This is a genomic window from Kineosporia sp. NBRC 101731 (genome assembly GCF_030269305.1).
Taxonomy (GTDB): domain Bacteria; phylum Actinomycetota; class Actinomycetes; order Actinomycetales; family Kineosporiaceae; genus Kineosporia.
The window spans coordinates 265,918-278,913 of the sequence record NZ_BSTC01000005.1; the positions used below are offsets into that span (position 1 = coordinate 265,918).

General features: G+C 69.9%; 8 protein-coding genes. 5 read left to right on the plus strand and 3 right to left on the minus strand.

Annotation, left to right across the window (positions count from 1 at the left end; translation table 11 throughout):
* Window positions 1-422: 422 nt before the first annotated feature.
* Window positions 423-1,214, plus strand: coding sequence for a YcnI family copper-binding membrane protein (locus QSK05_RS16735; RefSeq protein WP_285598156.1), 792 nt, complete (start codon window positions 423-425; stop codon window positions 1,212-1,214).
* Complete coding sequence (locus QSK05_RS16740; protein ID WP_285598157.1) at window positions 1,211-1,933, plus strand: copper resistance CopC family protein; 723 nt, start codon at window positions 1,211-1,213, stop codon at window positions 1,931-1,933. Before QSK05_RS16735 ends, QSK05_RS16740 begins: the two co-directional genes overlap by 4 nt.
* 36 nt (window positions 1,934-1,969) lie before the next feature.
* On the opposite strand, the gene QSK05_RS16745 is transcribed toward QSK05_RS16740, so the two are convergent.
* Together QSK05_RS16745 and glgP are read right to left on the minus strand one after the other, a co-directional pair.
* Window positions 1,970-3,268, minus strand: coding sequence for an OmpA family protein (locus QSK05_RS16745; protein WP_285598158.1), 1,299 nt, complete (start codon window positions 3,266-3,268; stop codon window positions 1,970-1,972).
* A gap of 93 nt (window positions 3,269-3,361) precedes the next feature.
* Window positions 3,362-5,953, minus strand: coding sequence for an alpha-glucan family phosphorylase (gene glgP, locus QSK05_RS16750; protein WP_285598159.1), 2,592 nt, complete (start codon window positions 5,951-5,953; stop codon window positions 3,362-3,364).
* Window positions 5,954-6,446: 493 nt separating this feature from the next.
* Here glgP and QSK05_RS16755 point away from each other — a divergent pair, with 493 nt between their 5' ends.
* Genes QSK05_RS16755 through QSK05_RS16765 form a run of 3 tightly spaced genes read left to right on the plus strand, consistent with a single transcriptional unit; the run spans window position 6,447 to window position 11,882 of the window.
* Window positions 6,447-8,567, plus strand: coding sequence for an alpha-1,4-glucan--maltose-1-phosphate maltosyltransferase (locus QSK05_RS16755; RefSeq protein ID WP_285598160.1), 2,121 nt, complete (start codon window positions 6,447-6,449; stop codon window positions 8,565-8,567).
* 1 nt (window position 8,568) lies between these two features.
* Window positions 8,569-10,344, plus strand: a complete 1,776-nt coding sequence (treS, locus tag QSK05_RS16760; RefSeq protein ID WP_285598161.1) for a maltose alpha-D-glucosyltransferase — start codon at window positions 8,569-8,571, stop codon at window positions 10,342-10,344.
* Window positions 10,341-11,882, plus strand: coding sequence for a maltokinase N-terminal cap-like domain-containing protein (locus QSK05_RS16765; RefSeq protein WP_285598162.1), 1,542 nt, complete (start codon window positions 10,341-10,343; stop codon window positions 11,880-11,882). Before treS ends, QSK05_RS16765 begins: the two co-directional genes overlap by 4 nt.
* Before the next feature lie 66 nt (window positions 11,883-11,948).
* Here the strand turns inward: QSK05_RS16765 and QSK05_RS16770 are convergent, their stop codons facing one another.
* Complete coding sequence (locus QSK05_RS16770) at window positions 11,949-12,962, minus strand: transporter substrate-binding domain-containing protein (protein WP_285598164.1); 1,014 nt, start codon at window positions 12,960-12,962, stop codon at window positions 11,949-11,951.
* Window positions 12,963-12,996 lie beyond the last annotated feature (34 nt).

Here is a 12,996-nt window from a genome sequence, read left to right on the forward strand (position 1 = left end):
CGGCCTAGTGCGGGGACCACGAAGATTGGCCACCGCACTACGTCATGCGTGAAGCGGTCTCGGTCATGCGTGAGGCAGCCTCGGTCATGCGTGAGGCGGTCTCGGTCACGGAAGTGCCGGCGCAGGTCCGCCGGGTGTACCCGGCGGCCTCCTCGCTCGTGATCCTGCGACCCCCGGTTCTTCTGCCGGACGGTGCTCCCCTGCCCGACGGTGCTCTTCTGCCGGACGGTGCTCCCGATCCTGGGGAGCACCCTTTCCCGGCCTTTCCCGGAACAGGGACGAGGCCGAGGGGCCGGATGCCGTTCCGGAAGACGAGTTCAGTTACCGACCAAGATTTCCCGACCGGAGATGTCCCTGGCGCCTGGGCGCCGGAGTCTGCGCGTCGTCCATCATTCGCTGCTTTCCAGAAAGATTCTGAACACATGTCGCAGTCACGCATCCCCCTGGCCGTCCGGGCCGGAGCCGCTCTTCTCGCCGCTGCCACGATCAGCGTCGCCGGTGCGGCCGTCGCTCAGGCCCACGTGCGGGTCACGCCGGACAGCACCGCCGAGGGCGGCTACTCGCGGCTGACCTTCCGGGTGCCGAACGAGTCGGACACCGCGGGCACCACCTCGGTCGAGGTCAGCCTGCCCACGGACACGCCGTTCACCTCGGTGATGACCAAGCCGGTGCCGGGCTGGAAGGCCGAGGTCACCCAGGAGGATCTGCCGAAGCCCGTCGATCTGGACGGTACGACGGTGACCAAGGCCGCGAGCACGGTCACCTGGACCGCCGACAAGGGAACAGCGATCAACCCGGGCGAGTACCAGGAGTTCTCGATCTCGGTGGGTCCGCTGCCGAAGGAAGGCACCACGATCGGCCTGCCGGTGAAGCAGACCTACTCCGACGGCAAGGTCTCGGACTGGAGCGAGCCGGCCGTCGAGGGTGAGGAAGAGCCGGAGAGCCCGATGCCGTCGTTCGAGGTCACCGCGGCCGAGGCGGACGACCACCACGGCACCACCGCTGCCGCTGAATCCGCAGCCGACACCACCGAGCACACCACGGACGAGAGCAGCTCCGACTCCGCCGCCCGCTGGCTGGGCGCCGGTGGCCTGGCCGTCGGTGTGATCGGGCTGCTGCTGGCGGCTCTCGCCTGGCGCCGGGTGGCCACCCTGACCGCCGCCGGCTCGACCAACACGACCGGCTCGACCGGCAAGACCGGGAGCTCGGTGTGACGATCCGGAACGGCGGTACCGGCCCGGTGCCGGACGGCCGGGCCGATCGCGGGGCACCCGATGGCCAACCGGCCGCGTCGGGCCCGGCCGGACAGGTAGTGGGCATCTCCTCGCCGTGGCGGTTCCTTCCGCAACGGACTCCGGGAAAACGGTTCGCCGCCGTGCTGGCCCTGGTGCTCTCCGGTCTCGTGCTCGGGGCGGGCCCGGCCCTGGCCCACGACCAGCTCGACGAGACCAACCCGGCCGACGGCTCGACCGTTCAGACCGTGCCCGACGAGATCGTTCTGGACTTCAGCGCCACGCCGCTGGCGCTCGGTTCGGCGGTCCGGGTCGTCGGGCCGGGCGGTGACATCACCAGCGGCAAGCCGAAGGTGGTGGACAACCGGGTCACGCAGGAGGTCTCGGCGGGACGGCCCGCCGGTGACTACACCGTGCAGTGGCGGGTGACCTCGTCCGACGGTCACCCGATTTCCGGCGAGTTCGGTTTCACCGCGCGCAAGGGCGACGAGGTGTCGACCGCGTCACCCGAGCCGTCGTCCGCCGCGACCGGGACGGAGGCGGCGGCCCCCGGAACCACCGTTGCCACAGCGGCGACCGAGACCGAGGACGGCGGCACCTCACCGGTCCTCATCATCACGCTGCTCGTGCTGGCGCTCGTGGTGATCGGCGCGGTGGCGTACCTGTTCGTGCTCGCGCCGAAACGCTCGAGAGAGAACTGATTCCACCCCTGATGCGGTGCCCGCGGGGGCACCGCATCAGGGCGGGGCGAGAGGTAGCACCACGATCACGCGCCGGTTCAGCCGCCGGCCGGCCTCGGTCGAGTTGTCGGCGCGGGCGCTGGTCTCGCCGAAACCCTGCACCAGCAGCTTCACGTCGACACCCCGGAGCTCACGGCTCAGCGCGGTGGCCACGGCGCTCGCCCGCCGGCGGGACAGGTCCAGGTTCAGCTGATCACTACCGATGCTGTCGGTGTACCCGTTGACCTGGATCCGGCCCCGCACCCCGGTCTCGCGGATCTGGGCGGCCAGCTGTTCCAGGCGGCCGTGGGCCCGTGGCGAGAGCCGGAAGGAGCCGGAGGGGAAGAGCACGTCGGACAGGAACGTGATCTCCTGACCCTCCTGAACGGTCGGCGGTACGCCCGGATCCGGCGATGACACCACCGGGGCCGGGCGGTCCCGTATCTGCCGGCCGCCCGGATCCGTGACGCTGTCGGCCGCCTTCAAGGCGCCGTCCGACGCCGGTGGCCGCTCTCGCGCGGGAGCGAGCACGACCAGCCCGACCCAGCCCACCACGAGCACGGCGGCGAGAGCCATCAGCCCACCGGCCAGCGCGTTACGGTGCAGCGCCCACCAGAGGGCACCTCGGCCCATCGGTCTGGGCCGGCCCGGAGCGCTGGGCTCCGGATCGGGCCGGAAGGGCTCGATCAGCGGGGCGGGCGGGGTCTGCAGCACCCGCAGGCCCCGGTCGTCACGGGAGCGCGCGAGGGTGACCAGGGCGCTGGCGGCCCCCTCGGCGGAGGCGGTGCCCTGCGGATCGGACAGCGCCGCCCAGTCCAGCCACACCGTGAGACTGCTGATCAGCCCGTCGGGTTCGAGGACGGCGACCACCCGCAGGGGCACCCGGAGTTCCTCGAGACCGGACGGGGGAGCGGTCGTCCGCCCGCCCGGCCGGACCCGCTGGTGCACGACGACCACAGCCTCCTCGGTCACCTCGCCGGAAGAGACGAAGCGCCGCGACGGGGTCCAGGACAGCTCCTGGATCATCAGCCGCACATCCCGGGCGGCCCGGTCCAGATCGTCGCGGCCCCGCACGACGATGTCACCCTCGCGCCGGGGCACGCGCAACCGGCCGTCGAGGGTGAAGCAGAGGACGAAGTCGCCGGGATCGCGCCGGAGGATCGCGTCGCGCACCGTCTCCAGAGGGTCGGGCCCGTGGAGCGCGAAGCCGGGCCCAGGGGACCCGTGATCGCGAGGCGGCGCCTCGTTCACCGGGGCGAACGGCTGATGGGTGCGGGCACGCTCCGCAGACTGCCCGTAACCGTACGCAGTGCGCAAGGGGGCTAATACCTGATGGAGGCCAGAGATCGTGTGCATTCCTTGCGGCCGGAGCGCAAGGAATGCACACGATCGTCCCGACCGGTGCTCTCCTCAGGCGTTGGTGACCAGCCCCAGTTCGGCCGGGGCCACCAGGCCCTCGTGCTTCGGCAGCACCCGCACGGTGTAGCCGAACGGGCCGGTGCGGCGCAGTTTCAGGCGGCCCTCGAAGACATGCCGGCCGTCGGCCGGATCATTGTCAGCGGGGCCGGAGTACAGCAGGTCCTGCACGACGAAGTCGGTGATCCGGTCTTCCGGGGAGACCCGGCCGTGCACCACCTGCACCTCGACGTCGTCGGCCGTCAGCCCGTCCAGGGAGATCACGGCCCGCACGCTCATCTCGTCGCCGACCTGCGGCGAGTCGGACAGCCCGGAGGAGTCGACGTGCTCGACCCGCACCCCGGGCCAGGACGCGCGCACCCGGCTCTTGAACGCGGCCAGGTCACGGGCCCGTTCGGGGGTGGTGGCCCGGCCGGCGTTCGCGGCGGGCAGGTAGAGCTGGCGCACGTAGTCGGCCACCATCCGGCTGGCGAGCACCTTCGGCCCGAGCGAGGAGAAGGTGTGCCGCACCATCGACAGCCAGCGCTGGGGCAGACCTTCGGCGTCGCGGTCGTAGAAGCGCGGCGCCACCTCGTTCTCGAGCAGGTCGTAGAGGCCCGCGGCTTCGAGGTCGTCACGGTAGTTAGGGTCTTCCACCCCGTCGGCGGTCGGGATGGCCCAGCCGTTCTCCCCGTCGAACCACTCGTCCCACCAGCCGTCGAGCACCGAAAGGTTGAGCCCTCCGTTGAGGGCCGACTTCATACCGCTGGTGCCGCAGGCCTCGAAGGGACGCAGCGGGTTGTTCAGCCAGACGTCGCAGCCCGGGTACAACGACTGGGCCATCGCGATGTCGTAGTTGGGCAGGAAGACGATGCGGTGCCGTACCTCGGCCTCGTCGGCGAAGCGCACCATCTGCTGGATCAGCCGCTTGCCGGTCTCGTCGGCCGGGTGCGACTTGCCCGCGATCACCAGCTGCACGGGGCGCTCCGGGTGCAGCAGCAGGCGCTTCAGGCGCTCGGGGTCGCGCAGCATCAGGGTGAGCCGCTTGTAGGTGGGCACCCGGCGGGCGAAACCGACCGTGAGCACGTCCGGATCGAGAATGCCGTCGATCCAGTGCAGCTCGGCGTTGCTGGCGCCGCGCTTGAGCCAGGAGGCGCGCACCCGCTGCCGGGCCTCGGTGACCAGGTCGGCGCGCAGGTCACGGCGGGTGGCCCAGAGCTGCGCGTCGGGGACCTTGGCGATCTCCTCCCAGGCCCGGGCCTCGGTGCGGATCTGCGGGCCGATGTGCTTCTCGGCCAGCTCGATCATCCGGTGGTCGACCCAGGTGGGCGCGTGCACCCCGTTGGTGATCGAGGTGATCGGCACCTCGGGCGGGTCGAAGCCCGGCCACAGACCGTCGAACATCTCCCGGCTGACCACGCCGTGCAACTGCGAGACGCCGTTGGCGCGCTGGGCCAGGCGCAGGCCCATCACTGCCATGTTGAACACGGAGGGGTCGCCGCCCTCGTAACTCTCCGCACCGATCGCCAGGACGCGCTCGACGTCCAGACCGGGAAGACCGGCCTCCGGCCCGAAGTGGCTCATGATCAGTTCACGGGCGAACCGGTCGATGCCCGCCGGCACCGGCGTGTGGGTGGTGAAGACGGTCGCGGAGCGAACGCTCTCGAGCGCCTCGTCGAAGCTCAGGCCGGTGCCGACCAGCTCGCTGATCCGCTCCAGGCCGAGGAACCCGGCGTGGCCCTCGTTCGTGTGGTAGACCTCCGGCGCCGGGGCACCGGACAGCCGGCTCCACAGCCGGAGGGCGCGCACGCCGCCGACCCCGAGCAGGATCTCCTGGTGCAGTCGGTGTTCGGGGGTGCCGCCGTAGAGCCGGTCGGTGACGGCCCGGGCCGCCTCGTCGTTCGCCTCGTGGTCGGAGTCGAGCAGCAGCAGGGGGACGCGTCCTACCTGCGCCTTCCACACGTGCGCGACCAGGGGACGCCCGCCGGCCAGGGTCACGGTGACCTCGGCGGGCGAGCCGTCGGGCTCGCGCAGCAGGGAGATCGGCAGCTCGTGCGGGTCGAGCACCGGGTAGTCCTCGTGCTGCCAGCCGTCGCGGGTGAGTGACTGCTCGAAGTATCCGCGCTGGTAGAGCAGGCCGACCCCGACGATCGGCACCCCGAGGTCGCTGGCCGACTTCAGGTGGTCACCGGCCAGGATGCCCAGGCCGCCGGAGTACTGCGGCAGGACCGCGGTGATGCCGAACTCCGGAGAGAAGTAGGCGATGGACCGGGGCGCCGGCTCACGGTTCTCGGCCGCGAGCTCCTGGGCGAGCGTCTGGTACCAGCGCGGCTCGGTGAGGTAGGTGTGCAGGACATCGGAGGCCTCCCGCACCCGGGCGACGAACTCCTCGTCGGCGGCGAGCGCCTGGAGCTCCTCCGGGGAGAACGACCCGAGCATCGCCACCGGATCGCGGCGCGCTGCTTCCCAGCGGGCCGGGCTCAGCGACGCGAAGAGTTCGAGGGTGGGCTGGTGCCATGACCATCGGAGGTTGCTCGCGAGCTCGGCCAGGGGCGCGAGCGGCTCGGGCAGGACGGTCCGGACAGTGAATCTGCGGATCGCTCTCACCGGGCCAACCCTAGGTCATCCGGGCTCCGGTGCGCGGCCATCAGTGTGAACCTCTTGCACAACTCGCAAGAAGTTTCGGTCCGGGCGTGCCGATAGGTTCTGAAGCACCGCAGTGATCACCCTGAAACTACCGTCTGGTTGGATCTGGGCCAGGGGCTGTCGTGGCGCGACCATGGTTCGTGGTGGTGGCCCGACGGTCACCGGAGCTTCCGGCCCGCCGGTGGTTCATCCCGTCTTTCGATGGCGTACCAGTGAACTGATGGGTACGGCTCGGGTCAAGGGGCGCGGTGGAAATGCGGGAACCCCCCGCCATGGTCGAGTCTGGTACGCAGCAGGCCTTGTTTCTTGTTTGTCGGAAGTTGTTCAGAAGAGGCGGGGGGCCGGCCGTCGAGATGGCGCCTCGCCGGGAAGGTCGTCGGGAGCGTCCATGAGCCTCCACAGTGGCTTTGATCAGATCGGCCGCACTTCGGGTGTCGCGGGAACGGGTAAACCTATGGAGACACGAGCGAGCACGACTCCTGACTACAACGGCAAGGACGCCGCGCTCCCCGCGAGCGTCGCCCCCTACCTCGCCGAGGGCAAGGGGGAGAACGCGCCGGTGGTCCTCGGGCGTCCGGGCATCGGCCGCATCCCCGTCACCGGGGTGACCCCGCATGTCGACGGCGGTCGCTGGCCGGCCAAGGCCGTGGCCGGTGAGACGATCGCGGTGAGCGCCACGGTGTTCCGCGAGGGCCACGACGCCGTCGCCGCGACCGCCGTCCTCATCGATCCCGAGGGCAGACGCCACAGCGAGGTCCGGATGACTCCCGGTGCTCCCGGGACCGACCGTTACCACGCCACTTTCACGCCCGACCGGATCGGGATGTGGTCGTACGTGGTGGAGGGCTGGAGCGACCCGTACGGCACCTGGGAACACGACGCCGTGATCAAGATCGGCTCGGGCGTCGACGTCGAGCTGATGCTCGAGGAGGGTGCCCGGCTGATGGAGCGCGCGGTCAAGGAGACCAAGCAGCGCCGCAAGCCGATGCTCAACCTGTCCGAGGCCGCGGCGGTGCTGCGCAACAGCAACCGTTCCGTCTCCGAGCGCCTGGCCGCCGGCCTGTCGGTGCAGGTGAAGGGCGCCCTGGCGGAGAGCCCGCTGCGTGACCTGGTTTCGCCCTCGCCGGTGTTGCGCCTGGAGGTGCAGCGCGAACGGGCGCTCTACTCCACCTGGTACGAGCTCTTCCCCCGCTCCGAGGGGGCCCGGCTGGACGAGAACGGGCGCTGGATCTCCGGCACGTTCCGGCAGGCCGAGGAACGTCTGCACGCCGCTGCGGCGATGGGCTTCGACATCGTCTACCTGCCGCCGATCCACCCGGTCGGCCGGGTCAACCGCAAGGGCCCCAACAACACGCTGACACCGGGTGAGACCGACCCGGGCTCTCCCTGGGCCATCGGCTCGGACGAGGGCGGCCACGACGCGGTCCACCCCGATCTGGGCACGCTCGACGACTTCGACCACTTCGTCAGCACGGCCACGGCGCTGGGTCTGGAGATCGCGCTGGACCTGGCGCTGCAGTGTGCGCCCGACCACCCCTGGGCCAAGGAACACCCGGAGTGGTTCACCACGCGCGCCGACGGCACCATCGCCTACGCCGAGAACCCGCCGAAGAAGTACCAGGACATCTACCCGATCAACTTCGACAACGACCCGGCCGGGCTCGGCGCCGAGGTGCTGCGGGTGGTACGGCACTGGATCGGTCACGGCGTGAAGGTGTTCCGGGTGGACAACCCGCACACCAAGCCGGTGTCGTTCTGGGAGTGGCTGATCCGCTCGGTGAACGCCGAGCACCCGGAGGTGCTCTTCCTGGCCGAGGCCTTCACCCGGCCCGCCATGATGCAGACCCTGGGCAAGGTCGGTTTCCACCAGTCGTACACGTACTTCACCTGGCGGAACACCAAGGAAGAGATCACCGAGTACATCACCGAGCTCACGGGCTCAAGTGCGGACTACATGCGGCCGAACTTCTGGCCAAACACACCTGACATCCTTCACGACTTCCTGCAGAACGCGGGGCCCTCGGCCTTCAAGCTACGGGCCGTGCTGGCAGCCACCCTCTCGCCGAGCTGGGGTATGTACTCCGGCTACGAACTGTGTGAGGGCGCTCCCCTGCCGGGCCGTGAGGAGTATCTGGACAGCGAGAAGTTCCAGTACCGCCCGCGGGACTGGAAGAGCTATGAGGCGGGCGGCGCCAACCACGGCCGCTCGATCGCGCCGTACATCACGCGGCTGAACGACATCAGGCGTCACCACAAGGCACTGCAGCGCCTGCGCAACACCGTGTTCCACGACGTCGACGACGAGCAGATCATCTGTTACTCGCGGCGTCTGGAGTCGAGGGAGACGGCCGGTGGCCCCGAGGACGTGCTCATCGTCGTCGTCAACCTCGATCCGCACGCCACCCGAGAGACGATCGTGCACCTGAACATGCCCGCCCTGGGCCTGGACTGGTTCGACGGGTTCATCGTCGAAGACCTGATCACCGGTACGACCTACCCGTGGCAGGAGCACAACTTCGTCAGTCTCGACCCCTACTTCCAGCCCGCCCACGTCCTCCACGTCAGGAGGCTCTGAGTTGCCCAGGAACATCGGTGGCGCGGGTATCCATCCCGGTCTCGACAACGATCCCAACTGGTACCGCAAGGCCGTCTTCTACGAGGTGCTCGTGCGCGCCTTCGCCGACTCGAACGGGTCGGGCTCCGGTGACTTCACCGGGTTGATCGGCAAGCTGGACTACATCCAGTCCCTCGGTGTCGACTGCCTCTGGCTGCCCCCCTTCTACGCGTCGCCCCTGCGTGACGGTGGGTACGACATCGCCGACTACTGCGCCGTGCTGCCGGAGTTCGGCACGATGCCGGACTTCCAGGAGTTCGTGGCCCAGGCGCACGCCCGGGGCCTGCGGGTGATCACCGACCTGGTGATCAACCACACCTCGGACGCGCACCCGTGGTTCCAGTCCAGCCGCAATGACCCGGAGGGCCCCTACGGGGACTTCTACGTCTGGAGCGACACGGACGAGCTCTACTCGGACGCGCGGATCATCTTCGTCGACACCGAGTCCAGTAACTGGACGTTCGACCCGGTGCGGCGGCAGTACTTCTGGCACCGCTTCTTCAGCCACCAGCCGGACCTCAACTTCGAGAACCCGGCGGTACAGGAGGCGATCCTCGACGTCGTCCGCTTCTGGATGGACATGGGCATCGACGGCTTCCGGCTCGACGCCGTGCCCTACCTGTTCGAGGAGGATGGGACCAACTGCGAGAACCTCTCGCAGACCCACGACTTCCTGCGCAAGCTGCGCACGACGATCGACGACGAGTACCCCGGCCGGATCATGCTGGCCGAGGCGAACCAGTGGCCCAAAGACGTCGTCGAGTACTTCGGTACCGAGGACGAGCCCGAGTGCCACATGTGCTTCCACTTCCCGGTGATGCCGCGCATCTACTACGCGCTGCGTGACGAGAAGGCCAAGCCGATCATCGACATCCTGGCCGAGACCCCCGACATCCCCTCGCACGGCCAGTGGGGCACGTTCCTGCGTAACCACGACGAGCTCACGCTCGAGATGGTCACCACCGAGGAACGCGCCGCGATGTACGGCTGGTACGCACCCGACCCGCGCATGCGCGCCAACATCGGCATCCGGCGCCGGCTCGCGACCCTGCTCGACGGCTCCCGCGCGGAGATCGAGCTGGCGCACGCGCTGGTGCTGTCCATGCCGGGCAGCCCGACGCTGTACTACGGCGACGAGATCGGCATGGGCGACAACATCTGGCTGCCCGACCGCGACGCGGTGCGCACCCCTATGCAGTGGACCCCCGACCGCAACGCCGGTTTCTCCACCGCCGACCCCGGCAAGCTCTACCTGCCGGCCGTGCAGTCACTGCAGTACCACTACGCGGCGGTGAACGTGGAGGCCCAGATGGCCACCTCGAGCTCGCTGCTGAACTGGGTGCGCTCGATGCTGCAGATCCGGCGTGATCACCCGGCGTTCGGCATGGGCACGTACCAGGCGGTCGAGGCCGACAACCCGGGAGTTCTGGCGTTCCTGCGGGTCTACCAGGGCGACCCCGAGACCGGGGCGGCCCCGGAGATCCTGCTGTGCGTCAACAACCTCAGCCGCACGGCCCAGGCCACCACGCTGACGTTGCCGCACTGGACCGCCGACCACGAGATCAGCGACATCTTCGGCGGGACCGGGTTCAAGCCGGTGCCGCAGAACGGTGAGCTCAATCTCAGCATGGGGTCCCGGGACTTCTACTGGCTGTCGATCTCCCCGCCGATCGACCCCACCGCCCCCTCGATCGGGAATTCCGTCGCCGCGAGCGCGAGCGCAGGAGCCGCCCGATGAACGAGCCGGGCGGTCCGTCGACGGGAGCCGTCGACGTGGCCGGCCTGCTGGCCAGCTGGTTGCCCCGGCAGCGCTGGTTCTCGGCCGGTCACGGCGGGGTGACCCTGTCGCCGGCGGGCCAGATCATGCTGGTCCCGCCGGTGCCGCAGCCGTCGCACGTCGAGCCCGCGACCGGGGAGTTCGCACTCCCCACCGCGGTGCTCGCACCCCAGGCGGCCATCGACCGCAAGGTCGGCATCGTCGTGCACCTGATCAGCGCGCTGCCGGCCGGCCAGTCGGCCACCGGCAGTTCGACGGCGACCGGGGCCGCCACCTACCAGGTTCCGCTGACCTACCGCAGCGAGCCGGTGCCCGACCTGGCCCACGCGCTGCTCGGTGAGCTGCGCACGCCCGACGGGCCGCGGTACGTCTACGACGCGCCGCACGACCCGGACTTCGTCTCCGCCTGGACCGAGCTGATCGCCGGTTCGGGAGAGGCGATGTCGCAGGCCGGCACCCCGCGCAGCCGGGTGCGGGGTGTGCGTCGCGCCGGTGAGGCCCCGCCGGATCCGCACCGGGCCGCGAAGGTGCTCTCGGGGGAGCAGTCGAACACCTCGATCATCGTCGGCGCAGACGGCTCGGACGGCTCGGAACCGGTGATGATCAAGCTGTTCCGGGTGCTGCAGCCCGGCCGTAACCCCGACGTGGTGGTGCCCGGTGCCCTGGCCCGGGCCGGCAACGAGCGGGTGCCGCGGCTGGTCGGCTGGGTCGAGGGCGAGTGGGTGCAGCCCGGCGGTCAGCCGGCCTGGGGACACCTGTCCGCGGCGGCCGAGTTCGTCGCCGGCAGTGCCGACGGCTGGCGCGTCGCCACCAGTGCCGTCACCAACGGGGAGACCTTCGCGGGTCTCTCGTCCCAGCTGGGCGCCGCCACCGCGGCCGTGCACGCGGCGCTCGCGGCGGCCCTGCCGACCCGGCCCAGTACCCCGGCCACGCTCTCGGCGCTGGCCGAGCACCTGCACCAGCGTCTGAACTGGGCGCTGGGGGCGGCCCCGGCCCTGGCCGAGTACGCCGACGCGGCCAGGGACGTGATCGATCAGGTGAGCGGCCTGAGCGAGGCCCCCGACCTGCAGATCGTGCACGGTGACCTGCACCTGGGCCAGGCCCTGTACTCCGAGAGCCGGGGGTGGGTGCTGCTCGACTTCGAGGGCGAACCGTTGCGGCCCCTGGCCGAGCGTGGTGACCCCGATCTGGCCCTGCGCGACGTCGCGGGCATGCTGCGCTCGTTCGACTACGCCGCCCGGCACTCGGTCCTCGGGCTCGCGGACGACGACCCGCGTTCGCTGGCCGCGTCCACCTGGGCCGGCGAGTGCCGCGAGGCCTATCTCAACGGGTACGCCACCGAGGCGGGCCGTGACCCGCGCCAGGACGGTGCGCTGCTGCGGGCCCTGGAACTCGACAAGGCCCTGTACGAAGTGGTTTACGAGACCCGGCACCGCCCGGGCTGGGTCGAGGTCCCGCTGCGGGCGGTCGGGCGTCTGCTGTCCCGCGTCCACCGCTGACTTCCGCACGATCTCAGAGATGAGGGGCACCCATGGTGGACGTCCGCGTCCACCATGGGTGTCTTCTCAGGAGTTGTCGAGGGGGAGACCGGGCGGATTGATCTCGGACTTCTCGACGGCCTCGTTCTGGAGGTTGTAGGCCTTCAGCCAGGCGTCGTACTGGCCGTTCTCGATCAGATAGTTGATGGCCGCGGCGACCGGCTCGTTCAGGCCGCTGCCCTTCTTCGAGGTGGCCGCGATCAGACCCTGCAGCGACTCGCCGGCGCCCGAGTAGGTGCCCGCGCTGCGGGTCGGGGTGCTGCCCGCGGCGCCGCGGGCAATGGCGTACTGGATACCGGGGTTCGGGCCGAAATAGGCGTCGATCTTGCCCGAGGCCAGGGCCAGCGCGCTGCCGTTGTGGTCGGTGTAGTACTTCACCTCGAGCTTCTTGCCCTCGGCCTCGAGCTTCTTCTTCCACTCCAGCAGGATCTTCTCCTGGTTGGTGCCCGCGCCGACGGAGACGGTCAGGCCGGCCAGGTTCTGGTAGTCACCGTCGAAGTTCCAGGTGCTGTCCTTGTTCACCTCCCAGCCGAGCTCGTCCTTGCGGTAGGAGGCGAAGTCATACTTGGCCTTGCGTTCCTCGGTGTCGGTGATGTTGGAGAAACCGACGTCGTTGCGGCCGCTGTCGATCCCGACGAAGAGGTTCTCCCAGGTCACGTTGGAGACCTTGGGGGTGAGCCCGAGCGTGGCGGCGACCAGCCGGCCCAGGTCGGGCTCGGCGCCGGTGATCGTCTTGGCGTCGGTGCCGGTGAACGCCAGCGGGGGGAAACCCGAGGGCAGCGAGCCGACGCCGATCACCAGTTCACCGCTGTCCAGGATCTTCTGGGGCAGCTGGGAGCGGATGTCGCTCTGTACCGGCACATCGATCGTGGTCTCGGTGTACGGGTCGCCGGTGGCCACCGCGATCTTCACCTTCGAGGTGCCGCTCGTGGCGGCCGGGGCACTGTCGGCGTCCGCGTCGCCGCCGCAGGCCGTCAGTGTGGTGGTAACGCTCAGCGCCAGGGCGGCCGTGAAGAGGGCACGGCGTCGGGGGGTGGACATGGTTCTCCTCGGGAAATGGTTCTGGTGTGGGGAA

Excerpts from the sequence above, each read along its gene's own strand:
- QSK05_RS16735 (WP_285598156.1), top strand. The coding sequence starts at position 423 with ATGTCGCAGTCACGCATCCCCCTGGCCGTCCGGGCCGGAGCCGCTCTT.
- QSK05_RS16755 (WP_285598160.1), top strand. The coding sequence starts at position 6,447 with ATGGAGACACGAGCGAGCACGACTCCTGACTACAACGGCAAGGACGCC.
- QSK05_RS16765 (WP_285598162.1), top strand. The coding sequence starts at position 10,341 with ATGAACGAGCCGGGCGGTCCGTCGACGGGAGCCGTCGACGTGGCCGGC.
- QSK05_RS16770 (WP_285598164.1), bottom strand. The coding sequence starts at position 12,962 with ATGTCCACCCCCCGACGCCGTGCCCTCTTCACGGCCGCCCTGGCGCTG.